At 74.5% G+C, this 24,032-nt stretch carries 24 protein-coding genes; 15 read left to right on the top strand and 9 right to left on the bottom strand.

The genetic code is table 11. The features are described from left to right. Positions 1-34 precede the first annotated feature (34 nt). The 3 genes from VKZ81_RS33820 to VKZ81_RS33810 all read left to right on the top strand — a co-directional run bounded on the left by VKZ81_RS33820 (position 35) and on the right by VKZ81_RS33810 (position 3,216). Positions 35-892, top strand: coding sequence for a metallophosphoesterase (locus VKZ81_RS33820; RefSeq protein WP_324245833.1), 858 nt, complete (start codon positions 35-37; stop codon positions 890-892). A gap of 51 nt (positions 893-943) precedes the next feature. After that, the gene (locus tag VKZ81_RS33815; RefSeq protein ID WP_324245832.1) at positions 944-2,170 is read left to right on the top strand and encodes a GNAT family N-acetyltransferase; all 1,227 of its coding nucleotides are present in this window, start codon (positions 944-946) and stop codon (positions 2,168-2,170) included. Positions 2,171-2,244: 74 nt separating this feature from the next. After that, positions 2,245-3,216, top strand: a complete 972-nt coding sequence (locus VKZ81_RS33810) for a phosphotransferase (RefSeq protein WP_324245831.1) — start codon at positions 2,245-2,247, stop codon at positions 3,214-3,216. Positions 3,217-3,223: 7 nt separating this feature from the next. On the opposite strand, the gene VKZ81_RS33805 is transcribed toward VKZ81_RS33810, so the two are convergent. Beyond that, positions 3,224-4,018 carry an SAM-dependent methyltransferase gene (locus tag VKZ81_RS33805; protein WP_324245830.1) on the bottom strand — a complete coding sequence of 265 codons (795 nt, stop codon included), beginning with the start codon at positions 4,016-4,018 and terminating at the stop codon, positions 3,224-3,226. A gap of 121 nt (positions 4,019-4,139) precedes the next feature. Here VKZ81_RS33805 and VKZ81_RS33800 point away from each other — a divergent pair, with 121 nt between their 5' ends. Genes VKZ81_RS33800 through larA form a run of 3 tightly spaced genes read left to right on the top strand, consistent with a single transcriptional unit; the run spans position 4,140 to position 7,017 of the window. Beyond that, positions 4,140-4,940 carry an SDR family NAD(P)-dependent oxidoreductase gene (locus VKZ81_RS33800; RefSeq protein ID WP_324245829.1) on the top strand — a complete coding sequence of 267 codons (801 nt, stop codon included), beginning with the start codon at positions 4,140-4,142 and terminating at the stop codon, positions 4,938-4,940. Continuing rightward, a complete protein-coding gene (locus VKZ81_RS33795) occupies positions 4,937-5,722 on the top strand; it encodes a 5-formyltetrahydrofolate cyclo-ligase (RefSeq protein WP_324245828.1) in 786 nt (261 codons plus the stop codon). The genes VKZ81_RS33800 and VKZ81_RS33795 overlap by 4 nt, the downstream gene beginning before the upstream one ends. Next, positions 5,719-7,017, top strand: a complete 1,299-nt coding sequence (gene larA / locus VKZ81_RS33790; RefSeq protein ID WP_324245827.1) for a nickel-dependent lactate racemase — start codon at positions 5,719-5,721, stop codon at positions 7,015-7,017. Before VKZ81_RS33795 ends, larA begins: the two co-directional genes overlap by 4 nt. A 43-nt stretch (positions 7,018-7,060) precedes the next feature. On the opposite strand, the gene VKZ81_RS33785 is transcribed toward larA, so the two are convergent. Then, entirely contained in the window at positions 7,061-7,267 is a 207-nt protein-coding gene (locus VKZ81_RS33785) for a hypothetical protein (protein WP_324245826.1), read from the bottom strand. An 89-nt stretch (positions 7,268-7,356) separates the two neighbouring features. Between VKZ81_RS33785 and VKZ81_RS33780 the strand changes: the two genes are divergently transcribed. Beyond that, positions 7,357-8,379 (top strand): LacI family DNA-binding transcriptional regulator, encoded by a 1,023-nt coding sequence (locus tag VKZ81_RS33780; protein WP_324245825.1) that lies wholly within the window; start codon positions 7,357-7,359, stop codon positions 8,377-8,379. A gap of 22 nt (positions 8,380-8,401) precedes the next feature. Here the strand turns inward: VKZ81_RS33780 and VKZ81_RS33775 are convergent, their stop codons facing one another. Beyond that, positions 8,402-8,635, bottom strand: a complete 234-nt coding sequence (locus tag VKZ81_RS33775) for a hypothetical protein (protein ID WP_324245824.1) — start codon at positions 8,633-8,635, stop codon at positions 8,402-8,404. A 157-nt stretch (positions 8,636-8,792) separates the two neighbouring features. Between VKZ81_RS33775 and araB the strand changes: the two genes are divergently transcribed. From araB to VKZ81_RS33745, 6 genes are all read left to right on the top strand, one after another. After that, on the top strand, positions 8,793-10,481 hold the full coding sequence (araB, locus tag VKZ81_RS33770; RefSeq protein ID WP_324245823.1) for a ribulokinase: 1,689 nt from the start codon (positions 8,793-8,795) through the stop codon (positions 10,479-10,481). Continuing rightward, a complete protein-coding gene (locus VKZ81_RS33765; protein WP_324245822.1) occupies positions 10,478-11,170 on the top strand; it encodes an L-ribulose-5-phosphate 4-epimerase in 693 nt (230 codons plus the stop codon). Before araB ends, VKZ81_RS33765 begins: the two co-directional genes overlap by 4 nt. Continuing rightward, positions 11,167-12,654 (top strand): L-arabinose isomerase, encoded by a 1,488-nt coding sequence (gene araA, locus VKZ81_RS33760; RefSeq protein ID WP_324245821.1) that lies wholly within the window; start codon positions 11,167-11,169, stop codon positions 12,652-12,654. The genes VKZ81_RS33765 and araA overlap by 4 nt, the downstream gene beginning before the upstream one ends. A gap of 9 nt (positions 12,655-12,663) precedes the next feature. After that, the gene (locus VKZ81_RS33755) at positions 12,664-13,665 is read left to right on the top strand and encodes an aldose epimerase family protein (RefSeq protein WP_324245820.1); all 1,002 of its coding nucleotides are present in this window, start codon (positions 12,664-12,666) and stop codon (positions 13,663-13,665) included. A 217-nt stretch (positions 13,666-13,882) separates the two neighbouring features. Beyond that, positions 13,883-14,833, top strand: coding sequence for a DMT family transporter (locus tag VKZ81_RS33750; RefSeq protein ID WP_324245819.1), 951 nt, complete (start codon positions 13,883-13,885; stop codon positions 14,831-14,833). A gap of 68 nt (positions 14,834-14,901) precedes the next feature. Next, positions 14,902-16,371, top strand: coding sequence for a glutamate-cysteine ligase family protein (locus VKZ81_RS33745; protein WP_324245818.1), 1,470 nt, complete (start codon positions 14,902-14,904; stop codon positions 16,369-16,371). Here VKZ81_RS33745 and VKZ81_RS33740 read toward each other — a convergent pair. From VKZ81_RS33740 to VKZ81_RS33730, 3 genes are read right to left on the bottom strand one after another with little or no spacing between them, the layout of a single operon-like run. Beyond that, complete coding sequence (locus VKZ81_RS33740; RefSeq protein WP_324245817.1) at positions 16,362-17,504, bottom strand: alpha/beta hydrolase-fold protein; 1,143 nt, start codon at positions 17,502-17,504, stop codon at positions 16,362-16,364. The two genes, VKZ81_RS33745 and VKZ81_RS33740, sit on opposite strands and share 10 nt — an antisense overlap. Then, a complete protein-coding gene (locus VKZ81_RS33735) occupies positions 17,501-18,409 on the bottom strand; it encodes a type 1 glutamine amidotransferase family protein (RefSeq protein WP_324245816.1) in 909 nt (302 codons plus the stop codon). The genes VKZ81_RS33740 and VKZ81_RS33735 overlap by 4 nt, the downstream gene beginning before the upstream one ends. Beyond that, complete coding sequence (locus VKZ81_RS33730; RefSeq protein WP_324245815.1) at positions 18,406-19,629, bottom strand: ATP-grasp domain-containing protein; 1,224 nt, start codon at positions 19,627-19,629, stop codon at positions 18,406-18,408. The genes VKZ81_RS33735 and VKZ81_RS33730 overlap by 4 nt, the downstream gene beginning before the upstream one ends. Before the next feature lie 23 nt (positions 19,630-19,652). Here VKZ81_RS33730 and VKZ81_RS33725 point away from each other — a divergent pair, with 23 nt between their 5' ends. Together VKZ81_RS33725 and VKZ81_RS33720 are read left to right on the top strand one after the other, a co-directional pair. Further along, on the top strand, positions 19,653-20,882 hold the full coding sequence (locus VKZ81_RS33725) for a hypothetical protein (RefSeq protein ID WP_324245814.1): 1,230 nt from the start codon (positions 19,653-19,655) through the stop codon (positions 20,880-20,882). After that, positions 20,879-22,099, top strand: coding sequence for an ATP-grasp domain-containing protein (locus VKZ81_RS33720; RefSeq protein WP_324245813.1), 1,221 nt, complete (start codon positions 20,879-20,881; stop codon positions 22,097-22,099). The genes VKZ81_RS33725 and VKZ81_RS33720 overlap by 4 nt, the downstream gene beginning before the upstream one ends. Positions 22,100-22,112: 13 nt before the next feature. Here the strand turns inward: VKZ81_RS33720 and VKZ81_RS33715 are convergent, their stop codons facing one another. From VKZ81_RS33715 to VKZ81_RS33705, 3 genes are all read right to left on the bottom strand, one after another. After that, positions 22,113-22,499: a hypothetical protein gene (locus tag VKZ81_RS33715; RefSeq protein WP_324245812.1), complete on the bottom strand. Its 387-nt coding sequence runs from the start codon at positions 22,497-22,499 to the stop codon at positions 22,113-22,115. A 76-nt stretch (positions 22,500-22,575) separates the two neighbouring features. Beyond that, on the bottom strand, positions 22,576-23,328 hold the full coding sequence (locus VKZ81_RS33710) for an FHA domain-containing protein (protein WP_324245811.1): 753 nt from the start codon (positions 23,326-23,328) through the stop codon (positions 22,576-22,578). A gap of 322 nt (positions 23,329-23,650) precedes the next feature. Further along, a partial coding sequence (locus VKZ81_RS33705; RefSeq protein ID WP_324245810.1) for a hypothetical protein occupies positions 23,651-24,032 on the bottom strand: 382 nt, incomplete at its 5' end.

Here is a 24,032-nt window from a genome sequence, read left to right as displayed (position 1 = left end):
CGTTGCTAACTACCTCGTCGGGCAGGATGGCGATGTGACGCACCCCTCCCCGACCGCCACGCTCGTCCAGCTCACCGACCTGCACGTCGTCGCCGAGGGCGAGGCGTTCCCCGGCGGTGTCGACACCGCCGCCGTGCTCGCGGAGGCGCTCGCCGCGATCGAGGACTCCGGGATCCGGCCCGCCGCGCTCGTGTTCACCGGCGACCTCACCGAGCACGGCACGCCCGCCCAGTACCGCCGCCTGCGCGGGATCGTCGAACCGGCCGCCGCCCGCCTGTCCGCCCCGGCCGTGTACGTGGCCGGCAACCACGACGACCGCGCCGCCCTGCGCGAGCACCTGCTCGGCGAGCCGCCGTCGCCCGAGCCGCTCGACCACACCGTCCGGGTGGGCGACGTGCGGATCGCCGTGCTCGACAGCACCGTCCCCGGGCACGGCCACGGCCAGCTCGCGCCCGAGCAGCTCGACCGCCCGCGCGGCGAGCTCGCCGAGCCCGCCCCGGCCGGCACCGTGCTCGCCCTGCACCACCCGCCGCTGCCGAGCGCCGCGCCGCTCGCCGCCTCCATCCCGCTGCTGCGCCGCGACGAGCTCGGCGCCGCGATCGCGGGCACGGACGTGCGGCTGGTGCTCGCCGGGCACACCCACGTCACGAGCTCCGGCACGCTCGCCGGGGTACCGGTCTGGACCGGCGGGCCGCTCGCCTCCGCCCTCGACCCGTTCGCGCCCGGCGCGGCGCTGCGCGGGCTCGCCACGCCGTCGGTGAGCCGGATCGACCTGTTCCCGGGTGACCTGATCACCACGAGCGTCCCGCTCGGCGCCCGCCGCACGTCCGAGGTGCCCGCCGCCGAGATGGAGCCGGCGATCGCGGCGTTCCGCGCGGCCTGGGCCGGCTGATCGCGCAAACCGGTCGACGGCGCTCGGGCCGCCGGAGCAGACTCCGCCTTCGTGCTGCACCGCGAAGCGCCCTCCACCCTGCCCCCGACGATCACCCTGCGCCGGGCCACCGCCGACGACCTGCCTGCCATCGCCGTCGCCGACGGGCGGGCGTTCGGCGAGCACTACACCGACGAACACCTGGACCACATCCGGCTGTTGTTCGACCCGGACCGCTACCTGCTCGCCGAGGACGCGGGCGAGATCGTCGGGATCACCGGTTCGTACCCGTTCGACGTGACGCTGCCCGGCGGGGCCGTGCTCGCGGCCGAGGGCGTCTCGTGGGTGTCGGTCGCGGTCACCCACCGCAGGCGCGGCATCCTCCGCACCCTCCTCGCCGAGCAGCACCGCGGGTTCGCCGCGGACGGCGTCCCGCTCTCCCTGCTCACGGCGAGCGAGGGCGGCATCTACGGCCGCTTCGGCTACGGGATCGCCACCGAGCACCGCGAGGTCGCGATCGACCGGCGCCGCGCCGCGTTCCGCCCGGGCGTGCCCGACCCCGGCGGGGTGCGCCAGGTGAGCACCGAGGAGGTGCGCCGCATCGCCCCGCAGCTCCACCGCAGGTGGGCGGCGCAGACCCCGGCCGCCCTGTCGCGGTCTCCGCGGTGGTGGCACGTCCTGCTCGCCGACCGCGAGTGGCAGCGCGGCGGTGCCACGCCGCTCTACCACCTCGTCCACGCCGACGGCTACCTGTCGTACCGCATCGACCGCGCCACGAAGACGTGCCGCATCACCGACCTGGCCACCGCCTCCGACGAGGCCTACATCGCGCTGTGGCGCACCGTGCTCGCCCTCGACCTCGTCGAGACGATCTCCGCCAAGCCGCTCTCGATCGCCGAGCCGCTGCAGCACCTGCTCGCCGACCCCCGCCAGCTGCGCACCGTCGGCCTGTACGACGGCATGTGGGCCCGGGTGCTCGACGTGCCGGCCGCGCTGTCCGCCCGCCGCTACGCCACCGAGATCGACGTCGTGTTCGACGTGCGCGATCCGTTCCTCGCAAGCGGCGGGCGCTACCGGCTGCGCGGCGGGCCGGACGGCGCCGAGTGCGTCCCCGCGCAGGCGGGCGCGCCGGTCGTCGGGATCGAGGTGGCCGCGCTCGGCTCGCTGCTGTTCGGCGGCGCGCACGCCGGGTCCCTCGCCAGGGCGGGGCTGCTGGGCAGCGACGACCCCGCGGCGGTGCCCCGCGTCGACACCGCGTTCCGCGCGGAGCGCACGCCGCGCCACGGCACCGAGTTCTGACGGCGTTCTGACGGCCGGGAGAACTGCGCGAAAACCACCCCACGTGGCCGCTCGGGCGCATAGGGTGGCCGGTTGTGGCCGACGCCTCCGACACCGCCACCCCCGACGCCACCGCACCCGACGCAACCGCACCCGACGCCACCGCACCCGTCCCGCGCCTCGACGCCGCAGAGCTGCTGGAGCAGTTGCGCACGACGACCGGCGCCGAGCTCGAGCTGGTCGGGCCGCTGCCCGGCGGCCAGGTCGGGGCGGCGCTCGTGCGCTGGCCCGACGGCCACGAAGGGGTGCTGACGCAGTGGGGTCCCACCGACTCGGACCGAGCGACCGACGTGGCGTTCGCCCGGATCGGGCGCACCGGCGAACTGCTCGACCTCGCCCGCGGCGCGGGCATCCCGGCCCCGCGCCACGAGCTGGTCGCGCGGCTGCCCGACCGCATCGCGGTGGTGCAGCAGCGGCTCGCGGGCGAGCCGCCCGAGCGGGTCGACCTCGCGCTGGTCGAGCACATGGTCGCCATCGCGGGGCGCGGGGCGGGCCTGCTGCGCGGGCGCAGCGACGTCCCGGCCGCCGAGCTGCACCTGCTGCGCAGCGGGCCGGGCTTCTGCCTGCACCAGCCGCTCGCGCAGTACGACGAGCGCACCCGGCGCCTGCTCGACGTCGTGCGCCGCATCGGCGCGGCCTCACCGCACCGGATGGCAGGCGACGACCTGGTGCACCTCGACCTGCACCCGGGCAACGTGCTGGTCGACCGCACCGGCGCCGTCACCGGGGTGGTCGACTGGGACGGCGCCGCCCGCGGTGACCACCGGTTCGCCCTGGTCACCCTGCGCTTCGACCTCGCCGTGCCCGGCGTCGACGCCCGGGACCGCTCGGCCCGCTCGGCCGCGGCGCGCTGGCTCGACAACCGCATCGACGACGTGTTCGACCCCGCCACCCTGCGCGCGTACTGGGCGCACATGGGGCTGCGGATGGTCGACTGGGCCATCCGCCACCACGGCCCGGACGACGTCGACCGCTGGCTCGCGGTCGCGGCGTCGCGGCTCGCCTGACCCCGCGCTACGGCTTGCGCGCCACGCCGCCCGTGGTCTCGGGCAGCGGCGTGGCCGCGCCCACCTCGGTCGGGGCGGGCCGCCACTCGGTGACCGAGACGAGCCCGGGCTCGACCAGCTCCAGATCGCGGAAGTAGCCGCGGATGTGCTCGATCGGCTGCTGGATGTAGGGCACGCCGCCGGACTTCGCGTAGTTCTCGGCGAGCGCGTTGAGCGCGGGGTTGGTGTCGTTGCCGTCCCACAGGGCGAGGTAGCTGCCGGAGGGCACCGCGTCCATGACGCGCTTCACGATGGAGTGCGAGACCTCGAAGCTGCGCGCGTGGCCGAGCACGCCCATGAACATCACGGCGATCGGCCGGTCGAAGTCCAGGATCGTCCGCGCCCGCTCGAGGATCACGTCCGGCTCGTGGTAGTCGGCCTCGACGTAGTCGGTGACGCCCTCCGGCGTGGTGTTGCGCAGCAGCACCCGCGCGTGGGCCAGCACGATCGGGTCGTTGTCGACGTAGACGATGCGCGATTCCGGCGCGATCGACTGGGCGATCTCGTGGGTGTTCTGCATCGTCGGCAGCCCGGTGCCGATGTCGAGGAACTGCCGGATGCCCGCCTCGCCGGCGAGGAAGCGCACCACGCGGTTGAGGAACTGGCGCGACTGGCGGGCGAAGGTGGCCATGTCGTAGTACTGCAGGGCGGCCTCGGCGGCCAGCCGGTCGGCCTCGTAGTTGTCCTTGCCGCCGAGCCAGTAGTTCCAGATGCGGGCCGCGCCGGGCACGTCGGTTCTGATCTCGCGGGCCGGGTCGGACACAGGCGTTCACTCCTCTGGGGGCCGGGGGGCCTCCACCCTAACGGGATGCCGCCACGCGTGGTCGGACCATTCACCGGGGCGTGCCGCGGCGCGGCCGCCCGCGGGATGGCAGGGTGTCGCCGTGACCACCCCACACGACACCGTCGCCGTCGTCACCGGCGCCGCGCGGGGCTTCGGCCGCGAGATCGCCCGCCGCCTCGTCGCCCGCGGCCACCGGGTGCTGATCACCGATCTGGACGCCGACGCCCTCGCGGCCACGGCGGGCGAGCTGGGCGCCACCGCGGTGCAGGCCGACGCCCGGCTGCCCGGCGACCACGCGAAGGTCGCGGCCGCGGCCGCCGAGCTCGGCCGGGTCGGGGTCTGGGTCAACAACGCGGGCGTGCTGCGCGCCGGACGGGTGTGGGAGCAGCCGGAGCGGGACGTCACGCTGCAGGTCGAGGTCAACCTGCTCGGCGTCGTGCACGGCTCCCGCGCGGCCGTCGAGGCGATGCGCGAACGCGGCGGGCACCTGCTCAACATCGCCTCGATGTCCTCGCACGGGCCGGTGCCCGGGCTCGCGGTCTACGCGGCCACGAAGGCGGCCGTGCTCAGCTTCACCACCAGCCTGCAGGGCGAGCTGGACCTCGCCCGGATCCCGGTGCGGGCCCACGCGCTCTGCCCGGACGCCGCCGACACCGCGCTCGTGCGCGACGAGCAGGAAAGCCCCGACACCGCGATCCTGTTCTCCCAGAAGACCCTGCTCACACCCACCGCCGTCGCCGACGCCGCCATCGGGTTGCTCGACGGGCGCCGGGTCGTCCGCTCGCTGCCCGCCCACCGCGCGGCCGGGATGCGGGTCGCGGGTGCGCTGCCCCGGCTGGGCCTGCCGGTGCTCGCCCGGCTGCGCGCCCAGGGCGACCGCAGGCGGGTCGCGGGCCGGTGAGCCCCCGCACCCCGCGCCGCCACGACCACGACGCGGGCGGCGACCCCGAGCTGCTCGCGGCCAAGGCGGCGCTGCGCGAGGAGGCGTGGGCGGCGCTCTCGGCGGCGAAGGTGGCCCGCTTCCCCGGCGCCCGCAACCGCATCACGAACTTCACCGGCGCCGAGGCCGCCGCCCGCCGGCTCGCGGAGACCCCGTTCTGGCAGGCGGCCACCACGATCAAGGCCAACCCGGACTCGGCCCAGCTTCCGGTTCGCCGGCGGGCCCTCGAGGACGGCAAGACCGTTTACATGGCGGTGCCGCGCCTGGCCGAACCCGAGCCGTTCTTCCTGCTCGACCCGGACCACCTCGCCGACCCGCCGCGGCGCGCAGCGTCGATCGCGGGGGCCACCCGCTCGGCGCGCCGCGTCGCGGTGGCCGACCTGACGCCGGTCGACATCGTGGTGAGCGGCTGCGTCGCCGTCGGCGAGGACGGCGCCCGGCTGGGCAAGGGCGGCGGCTTCGCCGACCTGGAGTTCGCCCTCGCCACCGCGGCCGGGCTGGTGGGGCCGCAGACGCTGGTGGTCACCACGGTGCACGAGCTGCAGGTCCGCCCGGCGGGCGCGATCCCGACCGGGCCGCACGACGCCCCGGTCGACATCGTGGTCACCCCGGAGCGGGTGATCGACTGCCGGGAGCGGCGCGGGCCGCGGCCGGACTGCGGCATCCGCTGGTCGGAGCTCACGAGGGAGAAGATCGAGGCGATCCCGCTGCTGCGGGCGCTTCAGGAAGGAGCCGTCCGATGACGGGGACGACGACCGTGCTGCTCGCCTACGGCGACACGGGCCTGCCGGTGGACCTGCCGGCCGAACGCACCACGGTCGTGGAGCCGCTCTACGTGCCCGGCGCCCCCGACCAGCGCGAGGTGCTGCGCACGGCGCTGCGGCGGCCGGTGGCCGGTCCCCCGCTGCGCGAGCTCGCCCGGCCGGGCCAGCGGGTGGCGATCTCGATGTGCGACGGCACCCGGGCCCAGCCCCGGCACCTGATGATCCCGGCGGTGCTCGAGGAGCTCGACGGCGTCGTCGACCTCGACGACGTGGTGGTCATCGTCGCCACCGGCACCCACCGCGGCAACACCGAGGCGGAGATCCGGGCGATGCTCGGCGAGGACGTCGCGAACGCGGTGCGGGTGGTCAACCACGACGCGCGCGACCCGGCCTCGCTCGTGCACCTCGGCACCCACGGCGGCGGGCCCGACCGCGACGGCGTGCCGGTGTGGCTCAACCGGCACTGGGTGGAGGCCGACCTGCGGATCACCACCGGGTTCGTCGAGCCGCACTTCTTCGCCGGGTTCTCCGGCGGCCCCAAGCTGGTCGCCCCCGGCCTCGCCGGGCTGGACACCGTGCTCACCCTGCACGACGCACGCCGGATCGGGCACCCGCGCGCCACGTGGGCGGTGTGCGAGGGCAACCCGGTCCACGACGACATCCGCGCCGTGGTCGGCGCCGTCGGCCGGGTCGACTTCGCGCTGGACGTCGTGCTGAACCGCGAGCAGCAGATCGTCGAGGCGTTCGGCGGCGAGCTGTTCGCGATGCACGCCACCGCGCGGGAGGCTGCGAAGCGGCTGGCGATGCGGCCGGTCCCCGGCCGGTTCGACGTGGTCGTCACGACCAACGCGGGCTTCCCGCTCGACCAGAACCTCTACCAGTCGGTGAAGGGCATGTCGGCAGGCGCCACGGTGGTGCGCGAGGGCGGCACGATCGTGTGCGCGGCCGAGTGCCGCGACGGGTTCCCCGACCACGGCTCCTACCGGGAGGTCCTGCAGTCGGCGCCGTCGCCGCGCGCCCTGCTCGAGGCGATCGAGGCCCGGCCGCAGACCGTGCCCGACCAGTGGCAGGTGCAGGTACAGGCCAAGGTGCAGACCGCCGCGCGGGTCGTGATGCACACCTCGTACCTGTCGGACGAGGCGCTGGCCGCCGCCCACCTCGAGCAGACCGCCGACATCGGCGAGACCGTGCAGGAGGCGCTCGCCGCCGCGGGCCCGCACGCCCGGGTGTGCGTGCTGCCCGAGGGGCCCCAGACGATCCCTTACCTGGCGTGAAACACGGGGCTTGATCCACGGGGCCTGATCCACGGGGTTCGGCTCACCGGTTCGGGTCGCGATCGGAGCCCTTCTCCTCCCACTCCCGGTCGGCCCGGTCGGCGGCCTCGGTGCGCTCGCGCGCGATCTCCAACGCCCGCGCGGCCGTCTCCTGGTCCGGGTACGGCCCGAGCCGGTCGGCCGCGCGGCAGCCCTGCCACGGCTCCACCGTGCGGTGCTTGAGGCAGTAGAACCATTGCTCCTCGGCCATGCGCGAAGGGTGTCACCTCGCGCGGGGTCGCGCACCCCGCGACGCATGCGAGCATGTGCGCCATGGTGGAACCCGCTCAAGCACCCGTGATGACCGACGTCGCGCGGTTGGCCGGGGTGTCCCACCAAACCGTCTCGCGCGTCGTCAACGGCTCGCCCCACGTGAGCGAGCAGACCCGGGCCCGGGTGCTGGCCGCGATGGAACAGCTCGGCTACCGGCGCAACGCCGTGGCGCGGGCGCTCGCCACCCGCCGCTCGGGCGCCCTCGGCGTGATCACCTTCGACACCGTGCTGTACGGGCCGGTGAGCACGCTCTACAGCATCGAGCAGGCGGCGAGCTCCGTCGGCATGGGCGTGAGCATCGCGGTGGTCGAGCGGATCAGCTACGAGGCCGTCGAACGGGCGCTGGTCCGCCTGCAGGACCAGTCCGTCGAGGGGGTCGTGGCGCTCGCCGCCCAGCTCGACGCGGTCGACGTGCTCACCGCGAAGCTGCGGCCGGTGCCCACCGTGTTCGTCGGCGGGCTGCTCGGCGGCGGGACCACCGGGGAGACCGCGCCGGTGCCCGCGATCGGCATCGACCAGCGCGGCGGCGCCGCCCGCGCCACCCGCCACCTGCTCGAGCTGGGCCACAAGACCGTCCACCACCTGGCCGGGCCCGCCGACTGGCTCGACGCCCGCTGGCGCGTCGAGGGCTGGCACGCCGCGCTCACCGCGGCCGGCGCCCGGGTGACCACGCCCGAGGCGGGCGACTGGAGTGCCCGCTCCGGCTACGCCGCGATGCAACGCCTCCTCTCCGCCGACCCGGACCTCACGGCCGTGTTCGCCGCGAACGACCACATGGCGCTCGGCGCCCTGCGCGCCCTCGACGAGGCGGGCCGCCGCGTGCCGGAGGACGTCAGCATCATCGGGTTCGACGACGTGCCCGAGGCGGAGTTCTTCCGGCCCCCGCTCACCACCGTGCGCCAACACTTCCCGGAGGCGGGCCGGCGCGCGGTGCGCCTGCTGCTCGACCTCATCCGGCCCGAGGAGGCCGCGAACTTCGGCCCGCCGGCCGGCTCGGACCTCGTGCCCACCGACCTCGTGCTGCGCCGCAGCACCGGCCCGGCCCGCTGAGCACGGTGATCAGCGCCGGGGATCAGCGCCACCGGCGCCGTGCGGCGCGGAGCGCGACCACGGTCGCGGCGAGGGCCAGCAACGGGATCGGCAGGCAGCAGCCGCAGCCGCCCACGGACACCTCCGTTCCGCGGCGGGTGCGGGTCGAGTAGTACGGCACCGGCCCCCAGAAGCCGATCCGGCCCCGGCGGCGCGGGCCTTCGCGGGGGCGGCGGATCGACGACGGCCACCGGCCGGATCGTTCGGGTCGGGTCATGGGTCTCGCCTACCCGACGCGCCGGGGGATGAACGTCCGACCGCGTCGCGGCAGCTCACCGGCGTGATGTCAGATGAGTTGGCGCGGCGCCTTGACAACGGACCGGCCCGCCCCCGATTGTGAGCGCTAACAACGTCGTTCGACGGGAGTGAGCACCGTGCCGAGTTCACCCACGAGCAACCACCCCGAGGGCGCCGTCACCGTCGGCATCGACTTCGGCACGCTGTCCGGGCGGGCGGTCGTCGTGCGGGTGTCCGACGGCGCCGAGCTGGCCAGCGCCGTGCACCCCTACCCCCACGGGGTGGTCGACCGCACCCTGCCCGCCACCGGGGAGCCGCTGCCGCCGGACTGGGCGCTGCAGATCCCGAGCGACTGGATCGAGGTGCTCAAGGTCGCGGTGCCGAAGGCCGTGGCCGCGGCGGGGGTGGACCCGCGCGACGTGATCGGCATCGCCACCGACTTCACCGCCTCGACCGTGCTGCCGACGCTCACCGACGGCACCCCGCTGTGCGAGCTGCCCGAGTTCGCCGGCCGCCCGCACGCCTACCCGAAGCTGTGGAAGCACCATGCCGCCCAGCCCCAGGCCGACCGCATCACGAAGGTCGCGCAGGAGCGCGGCGAGCCGTGGCTCGCCCGCTACGGCGGGCGGATCTCCAGCGAATGGGAGTTCGCCAAGGCGCTGCAGCTGCTCGAGGAGGACCCCGAGATCTACGCGCGCACCGAGCGCTGGGTCGAGGCGGCCGACTGGATCATCTGGAAGCTCTGCGGCACCTACGTCCGCAACGCGTGCGTCGTCGGCTACAAGGGCATGTACCAGGACGGCAAGCACCCCGACCGGGACTACCTCGCCGCGCTGAACCCGGACTTCGCCGACTTCGTCGCCGACAAGCTCGACCACCCGATCGCCCCGCTCGGCAAGCGCGCGGGCGGGCTCACCGCCGAGGCGGCGGCCTGGACCGGGCTGCCCGAGGGCATCGCCGTGGCCGTCGGCAACCTCGACGCGCACGCCACCGTGCCCGCGGCACAGGCCCTCGAACCGGGCCAGATGGTCGCGATCATGGGCACCTCCACCTGCCACGTGATGGTCTCCGACCAGCTCGGCGAGGTGCCGGGCATGTGCGGGGTGGTCGACGGGGGCGTGGTGGAGGGCCTGTGGGGCTACGAGGCGGGCCAGAGCGGCGTCGGCGACATCTTCGCCTGGTTCGTCGACACCTCGGTGCCGCCGGAGTACCACCAGCGCGCGGCCGAGCGCGGCATCGACATCCACACGCTGCTCACCGAACTCGCGGCCGAGCAGGCCGTCGGCGAGCACGGGCTCGTCGCGCTGGACTGGCACTCCGGGAACCGGTCGGTGCTCGTCGACCACGAGCTGTCCGGCGTGATCGTCGGCCAGACCCTCGCCACGCGCCCCGAGCACATCTACCGGGCGCTGATGGAGGCCACCGCGTTCGGCACCCGCACGATCATCGAGGCCTTCGAGGCGTCCGGGGTGCCGGTGCGGGAGCTCGTCGTGGCCGGCGGGCTGCTGAAGAACCGCTTCCTCATGCAGCTCTACGCCGACGTCTGCAACATGCCGCTGTCGACGATCGTCTCCGAGCAGGGCCCCGCCCTCGGCGCCGCCATCCACGCCGCGGTCGCCGCCGGCGCCTACCCGGACGTGCGCTCGGCCGCCGCGGCCATGGGCGGCGTCAACCGGAACGCCTACACCCCCGACCCCGAGCGGGCGCGCGCCTACGACGCGCTCTACGCGGAGTACCAGCGCCTGCACGACTACTTCGGACGAGGAGAGAACGATGTCCTGCACCGGTTGCGTGCCATTCGGCGGGCGGCGGTGAGCGGCAGATGACGACCATTCCCGCCTCCGCCAAGACCGCCGTCGACGAGCTGCGCGAACGCGTCGCCGCCCTGCACGCCGAGCTGGTCCGCTACAACCTCGTCGTCTGGACCGCGGGCAACGTGTCCGGCCGGGTCCCCGGCCACGACCTGATGGTGATCAAGCCGAGCGGGGTGTCCTACGACGAGCTCACGCCCGACCGCATGGTCGTCTGCGACCTCGAGGGCAAGCTCGTGGAGGGCGACTACTCCCCCTCCAGCGACACCGAGGCGCACGCCTACGTGTACCGGCACATGCCCGAGGTGGGCGGCGTCGTGCACACCCACTCCACCTACGCCAGCGCCTGGGCCGCGATCGGCGAGCCGATCCCCTGCGTCCTCACCGCGATGGCCGACGAGTTCGGCGGCCCGATCCCGCTCGGCCCGTTCGCCCGCATCGGCGACGACGCGATCGGGCGCGGCATCGTCGAGACGCTGTCCGGGCACCGCTCGCGCGCGGTGATCATGCGCAACCACGGCGTGTTCTCGATCGGGCCGGACGCGAAGGCCGCGGTCAAGGCCGCGGTCATGTGCGAGGACGTCGCGCGCACGACGTTCGTCGCCCGGCAGATGGGGCCGCTCGTGCCGATCCCGCAGGACGACGTCGACGCGCTCTACGACCGCTACCAGAACGTCTACGGCCAGCAGGGGGGTCGCAAATGACTGCGCAGGTCTGGTTCCTCACCGGCAGCCAGGGCCTGTACGGGGAGGAGACGCTGCAGCAGGTCGCGCAGCAGTCGCAGGAGATCTCCAAGGTCCTCGGCGAGGCGCTGCCGGTCGAGCTGGTGTGGAAGCCGGTGCTCACCGACTCCGGTGGCATCCACCGCACGATGCTGGCCGCCAACTCCGACCCGTTCTGCATCGGCGTGATCGCGTGGATGCACACGTTCTCGCCGGCCCGGATGTGGATCCACGGCCTCGACGCGCTGCAGAAGCCGCTGCTGCACCTGCACACGCAGGCCAACAAGGCGCTGCCGTGGGCGACGATCGACATGGACTTCATGAACCTGAACCAGGCCGCCCACGGCGACCGGGAGTTCGGGTACATCCAGGCCCGCCTCGGCGTGGTCCGCAAGATCGTGGCCGGGCACGTGTCCGACGCGGGCGTGCAGGCGAAGATCGCGGCCTGGACGCGCGCGGCGCGGGGGTGGGCGGAGGTCCGCTCGCTGCGGCTCGCCCGGTTCGGCGACACCATGCGCGACGTCGCCGTCACCGAGGGGGACCGCACCGAGGCGCAGTGGCGCTGGGGCGTCACCGTGAACGGCTACGCGGTCACCGACCTCGCGGACGCGGTGCACGCGAGCCTCGACAGCGAGGTCGACCGGCTGGTCGCCGAGTACGAGGAGCGCTACGACGTCGTGCCGGAGCTGCGTCGCGGCGGTGAGCGGCACGAGTCGCTGCGCTACGGCGCCCGCATCGAGCTGGGGCTGCGCGCGCTGTTGGACCAGACCGGGGCGAAGGCCTTCACCACCAACTTCGAGGACCTCGGCGCGCTGCGCCAGCTCCCGGGGCTCGCCGTGCAGCGGCTGATGGCCGAGGGCTACGGCTTCGCGGGCGAGGGCGACTGGAAGACCGCCACGCTGCTGCGCACGCTCAAGGTCGCGGCCGAGGGCCTGCCCGGTGGCACCTCGTTCATGGAGGACTACACCTACCACCTGGGCCCCGGCACCCCGAAGGTGCTCGGCGCGCACATGCTCGAGGTCTGCCCGACGATCGCGGCGGGCACCCCGCGCATCGAGATCCACCCGCTGGGCATCGGCAACCGCGAGGACCCGGTGCGGATGGTGTTCGACGCCGCCCCCGGCGAGGGCATCGTCGTCGGCATGTCCGACATGGGCGACCGGTTCCGGCTCGTGCTCAACGAGATCGACGTGGTGCCCGCCGACGAGCCGCTGCCCAACCTGCCGGTGGCCCGCGCGGTGTGGGAGCCCCGCCCGGACCTCGCCACCTCGGCCGAGACCTGGATCATGGCGGGCGGCCCGCACCACACGGTGCTGTCCACCGCCCTGTCCACCGAGGAGCTGGCCGACCTCGCCGAGTTCGCCCGCACCGAGCTCGTGGTGATCGACGCCGACACGACCCCGCGCCGGTTCCAGCAGGAGCTGCGCTGGAACCAGGCCTACTACCGGCTCGCCGGCGCCCTGTAGACGGGGGCGGTGGACGAGCGGATGGACGTCATCTGGCTGCGCAGCGACGCGCTCGAGGTCGGCGTGATCACCTACGGGGCGCGGATCGTCGCGGTCCGCACCCCGGACCGGGACGGGACGTGGGGCGACGTCGCGCTCGGCCTCGCCGACCTCGACGCCTACCGGCGCGACCCCGCCTACCTCGGCGCCTGCGTGGGCCGCTACGCCAACCGGATCGGGGGCGCGCGGTTCACCCTCGACGGGGTCGAGTACCGGATCCCGCCCAACGAGGGCGAGAACGCGCTGCACGGCGGGCCGGGCGGGTTCGAGTCGGCCCAGTGGCGCACCGACGGGGCCGACGGGTCGGCGGTCACGCTGCGCCACACCAGCCCGGACGGCGACAACGGCTTCCCCGGCACGCTCGAGGCGGCCGTCACCTACACCGTCGACGGCAACGAGCTGCGCATCGAGCACACCGCCACCACCGACCGGCCCACCGTGGTCAACCTGACCAACCACACCTACTGGAACCTCGCGGGCGGCGGCAGCGCCGAGGACCACGAGATCCAGCTGTTCGCCGGGCAGTACCTGCCGGTGGACGAGAACTCGCTGCCCACCGGGCCGCCCGTCCCGGTGGACGGCACCCCGCTGGACTTCCGCTCCCCGGCGCGGCTCGGCGCCCGGATCCGGGACGCCCACCCGCAGCTCGTCGCGGTGCACGGCCACGACCACAACTACGTGGTCGACGGCGCACCCGGCGAGCTGCGGGCCGCCGCCCGCGTCGTGGAGCCGCGCACCGGGCGCGTGCTCGAGCTGCGCACCGACCAGCCGGGGTTGCAGTTCTACTCGGGCAACATGCTCGACGGCTCGCTCGTGCTCGCGGACGGCCGCACGGCCCGCCAGAGCGACGCCTTCTGCCTGGAGGCGCAGGGCTTCCCGGACGCGCCGAACCACCCGGACTACCCGTCCACCGTCCTGCGGCCGGGCGAGGAGTACCGCTCCCGGATGGTCTTCACCTTCGGCACGACGTAACCCCCCCACCCGCGAGTCGCGCCCTGGGTGTCGGCGAGTCGCGCCCTGGGTGTCGGCGAGTCGCGCTCTCGGTGCACGCGAGTCGCGGTCCCGGTACGCGCGAGTCGCGGTCCCAGTACGCGCGAGTCGCGGTCCCGGTGCACCCCGCGGATTGGTCCTGCAGCGCTCGGCGTCAATGGACCTCTCATCGAGTCCATTCGGCGCCCAAGCTGGGGCCATGACGAACCACACGGCGTCGATCCACACGGCGTCGATCCACACGGCGAGCCGCGCCGGCGGGCTCGCCATGGGCATCGCGGCCATGGCGAGCGTGGGCGGGAGCGTCGCCGTGTCCGGCGTGCTGGCCGACGCCCCCCTGTTCACCGTCCAGGCGATCCGCTACGCGGCGGCCTTCCTGCTGCTGCTCGCCCTGGCCCGCGCCGCCCGGGTGCCGATCCGGGCGCCGCGCGGCGGTGAGTGGCTGTGGCTCTGCGGCGTCGCCGCGCTCGGGCTCGTGCTGTTCAACGTCGGGCTCGTGCGCGGCTCGGAGCACGCCGAGCCGGCCGCGCTCGGGGTGGCCGTGGCCTGCGTGCCGGTGGTGCTCGCGCTGGTCGGGCCGCTGCTGGAGGGCGGGCGGCCCGCCCCGGCCGCGGTGCTGGCCGCGGTCGTCGTGACGGCCGGCGCCGCGCTCGTGCAGAGCGGCGGCCGCACCGACCTCGCCGGGCTCGGGTACGCGGCGCTGGTGCTGGCCTGCGAGGTCGGGTTCACCCTGCTCGCGGTGCCCGTGCTGCGCCGGCACGGCCCGTGGGGGGTGTCGGTGCACACCTGCTGGATCGCCACGGTCCAGCTCGGCGCGCTCGGGCTCGTCGCGGAGGGCCCCGCCGCCGCGGCGACGCTCCGCGGGCCGCACCTGGCCGCGATCGCATACCTCGCGGTCGTGCTCACCGCGATCGCGTTCATCCTGTGGTACTCGGCGGTCGGGCGACTGGGCACCGCGCTCGCCGGCCTGCTCACCGGGGTCGCTCCGGTCGCCGCGGCGGCGGTCGGCGTGCTGCTGGGCGGCCCGGTGCCGGGCGCCGGGGTGTGGGCGGGGACGGCGCTGGTCGTGGCCGGGCTGGTGCTCGGCGTACGGGCGCCGCGGCCCGTCGGGCGCCGCCGCGAGGGGGCGACGGCGGGCGCGCCGGGTTGACGGAGGTGGACGGCCGCCCCCGAAAGCGCCGACGATGGAACCCCGTATCCACGACGGAGGAGCATCGGGTGGGGCGCGACGTCGAGCACATGGTGTTCAGCCGGGAGGACCGCCACCGGTTCCGGGACAAGACGCGCCGGTGCCTCGACGCGCTCGCCCAGATGCTGCGGGAGTCGCAGTTCGACTTCGACCGGCCGCTCACCGGGATGGAGCTCGAACTCAACCTCGTCGACGAGCGCGGCGAGCCGGCGAACGTCAACGAAGAGGTGCTGGGCCTCGTCGCCGACGAGGCCTTCCAGACCGAGATGGGCCAGTTCAACATCGAGATCAACGTGCCGCCCCGCGAGATCGGCGGGACCGGGCTCGTCTCGTTCGAGGAGACGGTGCGGGCCAGCCTCAACGCCGCCGACGAGCGCGCCCGCTCCGGCGGCGCCCGGCTGGTCATGATCGGGATCCTCCCGACGCTGATGCCGCGGCACGTCCGCATCGAGTCGATGAGCCGCAACCCGCGCTACGAGCTGCTCAACGACCAGATCTTCGCCGCGCGGGGCGAGGACATGGCGCTGTCGATCCAGGGCGTCGAGCAGCTGCGCACCTACACCGACTCGATCACCCCCGAGGCCGCCTGCACGAGCTTCCAGCTGCACCTGCAGGTGAGCCCCGCCCAATTCGCGCAGTACTGGAACGCCGCGCAGGCGATCGCGGGGGTGCAGCTCGCGCTCGCGGCGAACTCGCCGTACCTGTTCGGCACCGAGCTGTGGCGCGAGACCCGCATCCCGCTGTTCGAGCAGGCCACCGACACCCGCCCCGAGGAGCTGAAGGAACAGGGTGTCCGCCCCCGGGTGTGGTTCGGGGAGCGCTGGATCACCTCGGTGTTCGACCTGTTCGAGGAGAACACCCGCTACTTCCCCGCGCTGCTGCCGATCTGCGAGGACACCGACCCGATCGAGCAGCTCGAGCGGGGGGAGGTGCCGACGCTCGACGAGCTCAGCCTGCACAACGGCACGATCTACCGCTGGAACCGGCCGATCTACGCCGTGGTCGACGGCCGGCCGCACCTGCGCGTGGAGAACCGGGTGCTGCCGGCCGGGCCCACCGTCGTCGACGCGATGGCCAACGCCGCGTTCTACTACGGGCTCGTGCGCACCCTCGCCGAGCACGAGCGACCGGTGTGGTCGCAGATGTCGTTCTCCGCGGCCGAGGAGAACTTCCACAGCGGCGCCCGCGACGGCCTGGACGCCTCGATCTACTGGCCCGGCCTCGGCCCGGTACCCGCCGCCGAGCTGGTGCTGCGCAGGCTCCTGCCGCTCGCGCGCGAGGGCCTCGACGCGTGGGGCGTCGCCCCGCAGGTGAGCGACCGGCTGCTCGGCATCGTCGAGGCCCGCTGCGTCGAGGGCACGAACGGCGCCTCGTGGCAGGTCGACACCGTGCACGCGATCGGCGGGGACCGCGCCGCGGCGCTGCACGAGATGCTGCGCCGCTACGTCGACAACATGCACACCAACGAGCCGGTCCACACCTGGGAGCGTCACTCGTAGACGAGCTTCTGCGGGCCGGGGTAGACCCAGGCCAGCGCGTCGCGCAGCGTGTCGCGCCAGTTCTCCCAGTCGTGGCCGTCGCGCGTCTCGACGAAGCGCACCGCCATGCCCGTCGACTCGAACGTGTGCACGATCGACCGGTTGGCCGTGATCAGCGGCTCGTACACCCCGCAGCTGACGAAGAGCCGGTCGGCGAGGCGGCGGGGGCGCTGCCGGTAGCGGTTGACGAACCGCACCACCGGGTCGAAGACGGGGCCGCCGCCGTGGTCGGCGGCGCCGATGTCGGTGAAGACGAACGACCCGGACATCAGCACCAGGGAGCCGTAGAAGTCCGGGGCCCGGTACGCGGTGGCGAGCGAGGCGACGGCGCCGAAGCTGGAGCCGAGCAGGCACCGCCCGGACCGCTGGGCGACGAGGGGCAGGTCGGCCTCCAGCCGCGGCACCAGCTCGCGGGTGAGGAACCGGGCGTGCGCCGTCGAGTCGGCGTACTCGGCCAGGCGGTCGCCCGGGTCGACGAACGCCACCACCGTCTCGGCCACGTCGAGGCGGTGGATCAGGTTGTCCAGCACCGTCTTCGCGGCGGCGTACTGCAGGAAGTCACCGCCGTCGTGCACCACGAGCAGCGGATAGGCGGCCGTGCGGCGCAACCGCGCGGGCAGGTACACGGTGACCCGGCAGTCGCGGCGCAGCGCCCGGCTGGGCAGCACCAGCTCGGTCAGCTCACCGGGCCGCGCGTCGGGGTCGGGCTCGGTCCAGTCCGGGGTGGTGTAGCCGTGCGCGAAGCACACCGACGAGGTCCCGACCGGGCTGTAGGACACCTTCGGGTTGAGCGGGTCGTTGCCGCGTTCGACGCGGTCGCCCCTGCGGACCTCGACCTGGTAGTTGATGCGGGAGCCCGGGGGCAGCTCCAGCACCAGGTACCACAGGTCGGTGCCCCACAGCCTGCGCAGCGGCAGCCGCTCGGGCAGCCCGACGATCCGCTGCACGAGGAACACCTCGTCGGCCTCGCCCCGCCACAGGAACGTGCACCGGTCGCCCTCGACGATCGGGACGTCGTGCCGGGCGAGGAACCGGTCGACGGCGGCGGCGTCCGGCTTGCGCTCCTTGAGCCGGTTGATCGCGAGCCGGCTCATGTGAGCTCGCCGATGCGGCCGTCGGTGCCGATGGTGCGCGCGCCCGGCGGCAGGGCGCCGCCGTCGCCGAGGTCGAGTCGCACCCCGTCGTCGAGCACCACGCAGCGGGCCGGTGCGGCGCGGGCGGCCAGCTCCGCCAGGCGCGGTGCGTCGTCGGTGCGCAGGCGCCTGCGCGCGTGCGGCAGCAGCACGCACCCGGTGAGCCAGCCCAGGCCCGCGTCGAGGAACTCGGCGTGGGAGGGCCCGTGCGGGGCGCGGTCGTGGAACAACAGCACCCGCTCGGTCAGCGCCATCGCCCCCGCCGACCACGCGATCACCACGCGCGCGGCGGCCACGTCGAACAGCCGCAGCACGTGCAGCAGCACGCCGACGTGCCCGCCGGCGACGACGAGCGCGGACGCGGCGGAGAGGATCTGGCCCACCTCGGCGCGATGCCCGGCGGCCGCGAGCCGCGCGCCGGGCCGCCAGCGCTCCTCGAACGCGCGCCGCGCCTCCCGCACCCGCGCGAGGTGGCGTTCGTCGACGACCCGGACGGCGGCCTGCGCGTCGGCCCGCACCGCGTCACGGATCTCGGGCCTGCTGCCGCCGTAGCGGTCGACCTCGTGCAGGGCGCGCAGCGTGCCGTCCAGCTGCACCAGGTACAGCTCCTGCAGCTCGCGCAGCGCGGCCCGGTGCTCCTGCTCGGCCGCCGCGTACTCGGGGTCGTTCGCCTGCACGTCGAGCCAGCGGGCGTACAGGCGCAGGTTCGCGCCGCGCCCGCCGACGAGCGCGTCGAGCTCGGCGTCGTCGGGTTCGCGCTCCAGCCAGCCCGCGGTGACCGTGGCGATCGGGCCGGTGAGGTCCAGCCCGCGGACCACGGCGTCGAGGGTGGGCCGCCGCTGCGGCCCGAGCACGAACGCCCTCATGCAGCGTGCACGTGGACGGTGCGCCCGACGTCGTCGAGCATCTCGCGCAGGACGTCGTAGTCGGGGTGGCGCATGCGCACGTAGGCGTTGGCCCAGTACCCCGCCTCGATCGGCTGCGTGGGCGTGCCGGGCGGCGGCAGGTGGGCGTCGATCACCCACTCCCCCATGCGCTGCTGCGCCTCCTCGACGCCCGAGTACCCGGTGATCTGCCCGTCGCGGTCGGGTCGCAACGCGACGATCCCGGTGGCGAACCGGCGCGACGGCCGGGCCGCGACGTGCCCGTGGACCACCGCGTTGGCCCACTCCCGGTAGACGTCGATGTCGTTGCCCGCCGAGTAGAGGTCCCACGCGCCCACGCCGGGCGGGCGGCAGCCGATCTCGGAGAACCGCAGACCCTTCGGCCCGAAGAACCACTCCATGTGGGTGGCGCTCATGCCGATCCCCAGCGCGGCGTTCACCCGGGCGCCCATCTCGCGCAGCTCCTGGTAGTCGCCCGCGGAGTCGACCCGGTTGGTCGAGACGAACTGCGGGGAGATCCACCGGGTGCGCATCGCCTCCAGGACGTTCGGGTAGTAGTGCGACACGAACTCCAGCTCGGCGGCGCCGTCGACCGACACCGTGTCGTAGAAGCCCTCGTGGCCCTCCACGAACTCCTCGACCGCGATCGACTCGACCCCCTGCCCGCCGAACCGGGCGAGCGCCACCTCCAGCCCGGCGCGGTCGTCCACGCGGGTGGTGTCGAGCGCGCCCGCGCCGGTGCGCGGCTTGAGCACGATCGGGTAGCCGACGGCGTCGACGAACTCGTGCACCGCGGCGGCGCCGGTGGCGGCGGCGGAGGCGGCCGTCGGCACCCCGGCGGCGCGCAGCGCCTCCTTCATCGACGGCTTGTCGCGGCACAGCCACGCCGTGCGCACCGACGTGCCGGGGATCGTGCAGTTCTCCCGCGCCTGCGCGGCGGCGAGCGTGTGCGCCTCGATCGTCGCCTCGAGCCGGTCCACCCACACCTTGTCCTGGATCCACCGGACCGCATCGGTGAGCACGCCGGCGTCCACCACCGTCGGCACCTGGTGGTAGTGGGCCAGGAAGCCTTTGAGCTCCTCGTCGAGCTCGTCGACGTGGCGCTCCCCCACGCCGATCACCGTGGCCCCCACCTCGGCCAACGCGCGCGCGAAGTGCCGCTGCGTCGGCGGGAACGCCGGCTCGACGAAGACCACGTTCACCCCGAGGAGGGTAACGTCCCAGGATGGCCGTCGCTGCCTTCGTCGCGCCCTTCCTCCTGCCGGCCACCGTGCGCTTCGTCGCCGCCGCGGCGCAACTGCCCGACGTCCGCCTCGGCGTGATCACCACCGTGCCCGCCGAGCACGTCCCGCCGGAGATCGCCCGGCACGCCGCGGGCCACTGGCGGATCGACGACCCGCTCGACCCGGGCCAGATCATCGCCGCCACGCGAGGGCTCACCGCCCAGATCGGGCCGGTGGAGCGGCTGGTCGGGGCGCTCGAACAGCTGCAGGTGCCGCTCGCGTACGCCCGGGAGGCCCTCGGCATCCCCGGCATGGACGTCGAGACGGCCTACAACGTGCGCGACAAGTCCCGCATGAAGCAGGTGCTGCGCGCCGCGGGCGTGCCGTGCGCCCGCCACCAGCTCGTCACCGACCCCGCCGAGGCGCTCGCGTTCGCCGACGCGATCGGGTTCCCGCTGGTCGCGAAGCCGCCCGCGGGCGCGGGGGCGCAGGCGACGTACCGGCTCGACGACGACGCCGCGCTGCGCAGCTGGCTCGCCGCCACGCCACTGGACCACGACACGCCGGGCCTGCTCGAGGAGTTCCTCGTCGGGGACGAGCACACCTTCGACAGCGTCACGATCGGCGGGCGCACCGTGTGGGCCTCGATCTCCGACTACGTGCCGCCGCCGCTGGAGGTGCTGCGCAACCCGTGGATCCAGTGGACGGTGGTGCTGCCGCGCGAGCTGGACGACCCGCGCTACGCCGGGATCGCCGACGTCGGCCCGGCCGCGCTGCGCGCGCTCGGGGTGCGCGACGCGCTGACCCACATGGAGTGGTTCCGCCGCCCCGACGGGTCGGTGGCGGTGTCCGAGGTGGGCGCCCGGCCGCCGGGGGCGCAGATCTCGTCGATGATCGGCTACGCCCACGAGGTGGACTTCCACCGGCTGTGGACCCGGCTCGTGATCCTCGGCGGGTTCGACCCGCCGGAGCGCCGCTACGCGGTGGGCACCGCCTACCTGCGCGGGCAGGGCCGGGGCCGGGTCCGCGCCGTGCACGGGGTGGACGAGCTGCAGCGCCGGATCGGCCACCTCGTCGTGGAGGCCCACCTGCCCGAGCCGGGCACCCCCGCGTCGACGGGCTACGAGGGCGAGGGGTACGTGATCGTCCGCCACCCGGAGACCGACGTGGTGCGCGACGCGCTCCGGCAGATCGTCGAGGGCATCCGGGTCGAGCTGGTGGAGGCCCAATGAGCGGCACCGTCGTGATGCTCTCCCCCGGTTTCCCGGCCGAGATGGCCTACTTCACGCACGCGCTCGCCTCGGCGGGAGCGCGGGTGATCGGGGTCGGCGACCAGCCGCCCTCCGACCTGCCCGCCCCGGCCCGCGACGCCCTCGCGCACTACGAGCACGTCCCCCTCGCCGACGAGGGCGCGGTGCTCACCGCGCTGCACGGGCTCGCCCGGCACGTGCACCTCGATCGGGTCGAGTGCCTGTGGGAGCCGTACATGCTGCTCGCAGCGCGGGTCAGGGAGGCGTTCGGGCTGCCCGGCATGGGGACGGCGCAGACGCTGCCGTTCCGCGACAAGGAGCGGATGAAGCAGGTGCTCGACGCGGCCGGCATCCGCACCCCGCGCCACGCGAGCGCCACGACCGTGGCGGGCGTGTGGGAAGCCGCCGAGCGGATCGGCTACCCGATCATCGTCAAGCCGATCGCGGGCGCGGGCTCCGCCGACACCTACCGCGTCGACTCCTCCGCCGAGCTCGCCGAGGTCCTGCCGCTGCTGCGGCACGTCCCGGAGGTCAGCGTCGAGGAGTTCGTCGACGGCGAGGAGCTCACGTTCGACACCGTCTGCGCCGACGGGCGGGTCCTGTTCGAGAACGTCATGTGGTACCGGCCGCGGCCGCTGCAGATGAAGCTCCACGAGTGGATCAGCCCGGTCTCGATCGCCCTGCGCGACCTCGACGTACCCGACCTCCAGCCGGGGCGACAGATGGGTGTCCGGGTGCTCGCCGCGCTCGGGTTCCGCACCGGCTTCACGCACATGGAGTGGTACCGCACCGCCTCCGGCGAGGCGGTGTTCGGCGAGATCGCCGCGCGGCCCCCCGGCGCCCGGGTCGTCGACCTCATGAACTACGCCACCGACGGCGACCTCTACGTGGCCTGGGCCGAGGCCGTGCTGCACGGCCACCTGCGCACCCCGCTGCACCACCGCTACAACGCGGGCTCGATCTTCAAGCGCGCCCGGGGCAGCGGCCGCATCACCCGCGTCGAGGGCCTCGACGCGCTGCGCGCCGCCTACGGCGACGACATCGTGCTCGTCGACCTGCTCCCGATCGGCGCCCCGCGCCGCGACTGGCGCGCCATGTTGATCTCCGACGGCTGGGTCGTCGTGCGCCACCACGAGCTGCAGCGGGTGATCGAGATGACCGAGCGGTTCGCCTCCGACCTGCGGCTCTACGCGGGCTGAGCGGCGCCGCGGATCAGACGAGCAGCTGGAGCACGGGGGCGCCGAGCTCGCCGAGCCAGCCGGCCAACGCCTGCAGCGGCTCGACGAGAGCCGCGCCGGCCGCCGCGAGCGCGCCGGTGGCCGACAGCAGCCGGGTCAGCCGCTCGAGCGCGCCGGCGATCCGCGACCGGTCGGGACGCCCGGCCGCGAGCCCGGCATCGATCTCGTCGACCTCGGCCCGGGCGGCCACGGCGCTCCGCCCGTCCAGGCCCGCCCGCTCGACCGAACGCCGCAGGTGCCGGGAGATCTGCCGCCCGACCTCCGGGTCGCCGACGTAGCCGTGCTGGCCGCCGGACAGGTGCATGTCGCCGGCCACGTTGTTGATCTGATTGGCGTGCCGGCTGCCGATGTGGAACGTCATCGGGTCTCCTCGAAGCGGGTGGGTTCGCCGGTCACAGCGCCCTCGACCACAGCGCCCTCGACCACAGCGCCGTCCATCACAGGGGCAACGACCGGTGCACGCGGCGCCGGCGCGCCGTCGCCACCACGTGCTGGACGATGCCGATCACGGTCACGACGACGCCGATCGCGGCGAGCGCCCATCCGAGCAGGCCGGCCGGGACGCCGAACACGGGCGGGCCGAAGGGGTTCGTCGATGGCCCCACGGCGCCGCCGTTCAGACCGTCCACGATCTGCGACATGAAGCCGATCACCGCGGCCGCGAACACCGCGGCCCCGGCGAGGAAGAGGACGGCGCCGACGCCGATCAGCCGCCGCCCCCGGGTGCGGGCGGCCGCGATCTCGCGGAGCAGGCCGTCGCGCTGCTGGTGGTAGTAGTTGCCGCCGACGTTGATGATGGCCTCGCCCAGCTGGCGGTCGATGTCGTAGCGCACCCCGCCGCCCACCGGTCCTGCGCCTGGACCACCGCCCGGACCGCCGCCCTCGTAGCGCATGCGGACCACGGCGAACTCGACGACGTCGCCCGGGTGGAGTTCGCGCCACCCGTGCACCGGTCGGCCGTTGACGAACGTGCCCCCGGACGAACCCAGGTCCTCGACCACCACCTGACCGCCGGCGACGGTGGGCGCGGCGTGCCTGCGGCTCACGTGCCGGTCGGCCAGCCCGACGTCCGCCCCGGGGCCCCGGCCGACGAGGAGGAACCCGTCCGCGAGCCCGAACCGGCGTCCGGCCAGCGGTCCGGGGGCGAGGCCCACCAGGGTGGATGCCGCGGGTGTCGACGCTGTGGTCATGAGCGGGCTCCTCGTACCGCCGTGCCCCGGGAATCGGGCCTCTCCACCCGAGGAGGAGGCGGTTGCCGCCCGCCAGATACACCGGATGGCGCACGCGATCCCCCGCGGCCCTGAGCCGGTCGGTGGCACGGCGGCGCGCGGGGTTCAGCCCTCGTGGTCGACGGGGCCTCCGGCTCCAGCCCCAGCAGGTCGGTGACGACGTGGGCCGGCCGCTGCAGCGGGTATCGGCGTCCACGCAGCGATCGCGTGCGCCACACGCGGCCGGTCGACGAGGTTCGGGGTCGGCGCGGGCGCCGTCCGCCCGTGGTGGCGCTCCCCCGCGCTACGCGGGCCGGGTGAGCGCCTTCTGGTCGGCCACCCACAGGCCCACGAGCCCGCGGAAGTGCGCGACGAACCGGTCGTGCTCGTGCGGCGGGTAGGTGCTGCGGACGGTCTCGACGAGCAGGTCGTCGAAGTCCGGGCCGTCGACCCACTCCAGCACCACCTCCCCGAGGTGGCTCATCCGGCTCTCGCAGAAGTCGAGGTAGCGGTCGGTCTCGAAGTAGTCGTCGGCGAGCTTGCGGTACGCGGCGAGCTTCTCGCCGTAGGACAGGTCATCCCGGTCGGCGATGGCGAAGTAGTCCCGCATGCCCAGGTCCAGGCGCGGCGTGCGGCCGGTGACGAGCGCGAACACCGACCAGCGCACCAGCGCCGTCATCGCCCAG

This window comes from Pseudonocardia sp., from assembly GCF_035305885.1.
Lineage (GTDB): Bacteria > Actinomycetota > Actinomycetes > Mycobacteriales > Pseudonocardiaceae > Pseudonocardia.
The sequence above is the reverse complement of the archived record's forward strand: the minus strand, read 5'-3'. Positions and strand labels throughout refer to the sequence as shown.

What these genes read in the sequence shown, in the direction of transcription:
- VKZ81_RS33765 (WP_324245822.1), top strand. Translation starts at nt 10,478, where the DNA reads ATGACGACCATTCCCGCCTCCGCCAAGACCGCCGTCGACGAGCTGCGC.
- araA (WP_324245821.1), top strand. Translation starts at nt 11,167, where the DNA reads ATGACTGCGCAGGTCTGGTTCCTCACCGGCAGCCAGGGCCTGTACGGG.
- VKZ81_RS33775 (WP_324245824.1), bottom strand. Translation starts at nt 8,635, where the DNA reads ATGACCCGACCCGAACGATCCGGCCGGTGGCCGTCGTCGATCCGCCGC.
- VKZ81_RS33710 (WP_324245811.1), bottom strand. Translation starts at nt 23,328, where the DNA reads ATGACCACAGCGTCGACACCCGCGGCATCCACCCTGGTGGGCCTCGCC.
- VKZ81_RS33725 (WP_324245814.1), top strand. Translation starts at nt 19,653, where the DNA reads ATGGCCGTCGCTGCCTTCGTCGCGCCCTTCCTCCTGCCGGCCACCGTG.
- VKZ81_RS33720 (WP_324245813.1), top strand. Translation starts at nt 20,879, where the DNA reads ATGAGCGGCACCGTCGTGATGCTCTCCCCCGGTTTCCCGGCCGAGATG.
- VKZ81_RS33785 (WP_324245826.1), bottom strand. Translation starts at nt 7,267, where the DNA reads ATGGCCGAGGAGCAATGGTTCTACTGCCTCAAGCACCGCACGGTGGAG.
- VKZ81_RS33780 (WP_324245825.1), top strand. Translation starts at nt 7,357, where the DNA reads ATGACCGACGTCGCGCGGTTGGCCGGGGTGTCCCACCAAACCGTCTCG.
- VKZ81_RS33715 (WP_324245812.1), bottom strand. Translation starts at nt 22,499, where the DNA reads ATGACGTTCCACATCGGCAGCCGGCACGCCAATCAGATCAACAACGTG.
- VKZ81_RS33735 (WP_324245816.1), bottom strand. Translation starts at nt 18,409, where the DNA reads ATGAGGGCGTTCGTGCTCGGGCCGCAGCGGCGGCCCACCCTCGACGCC.
- VKZ81_RS33740 (WP_324245817.1), bottom strand. Translation starts at nt 17,504, where the DNA reads ATGAGCCGGCTCGCGATCAACCGGCTCAAGGAGCGCAAGCCGGACGCC.
- VKZ81_RS33750 (WP_324245819.1), top strand. Translation starts at nt 13,883, where the DNA reads ATGACGAACCACACGGCGTCGATCCACACGGCGTCGATCCACACGGCG.
- larA (WP_324245827.1), top strand. Translation starts at nt 5,719, where the DNA reads ATGACGGGGACGACGACCGTGCTGCTCGCCTACGGCGACACGGGCCTG.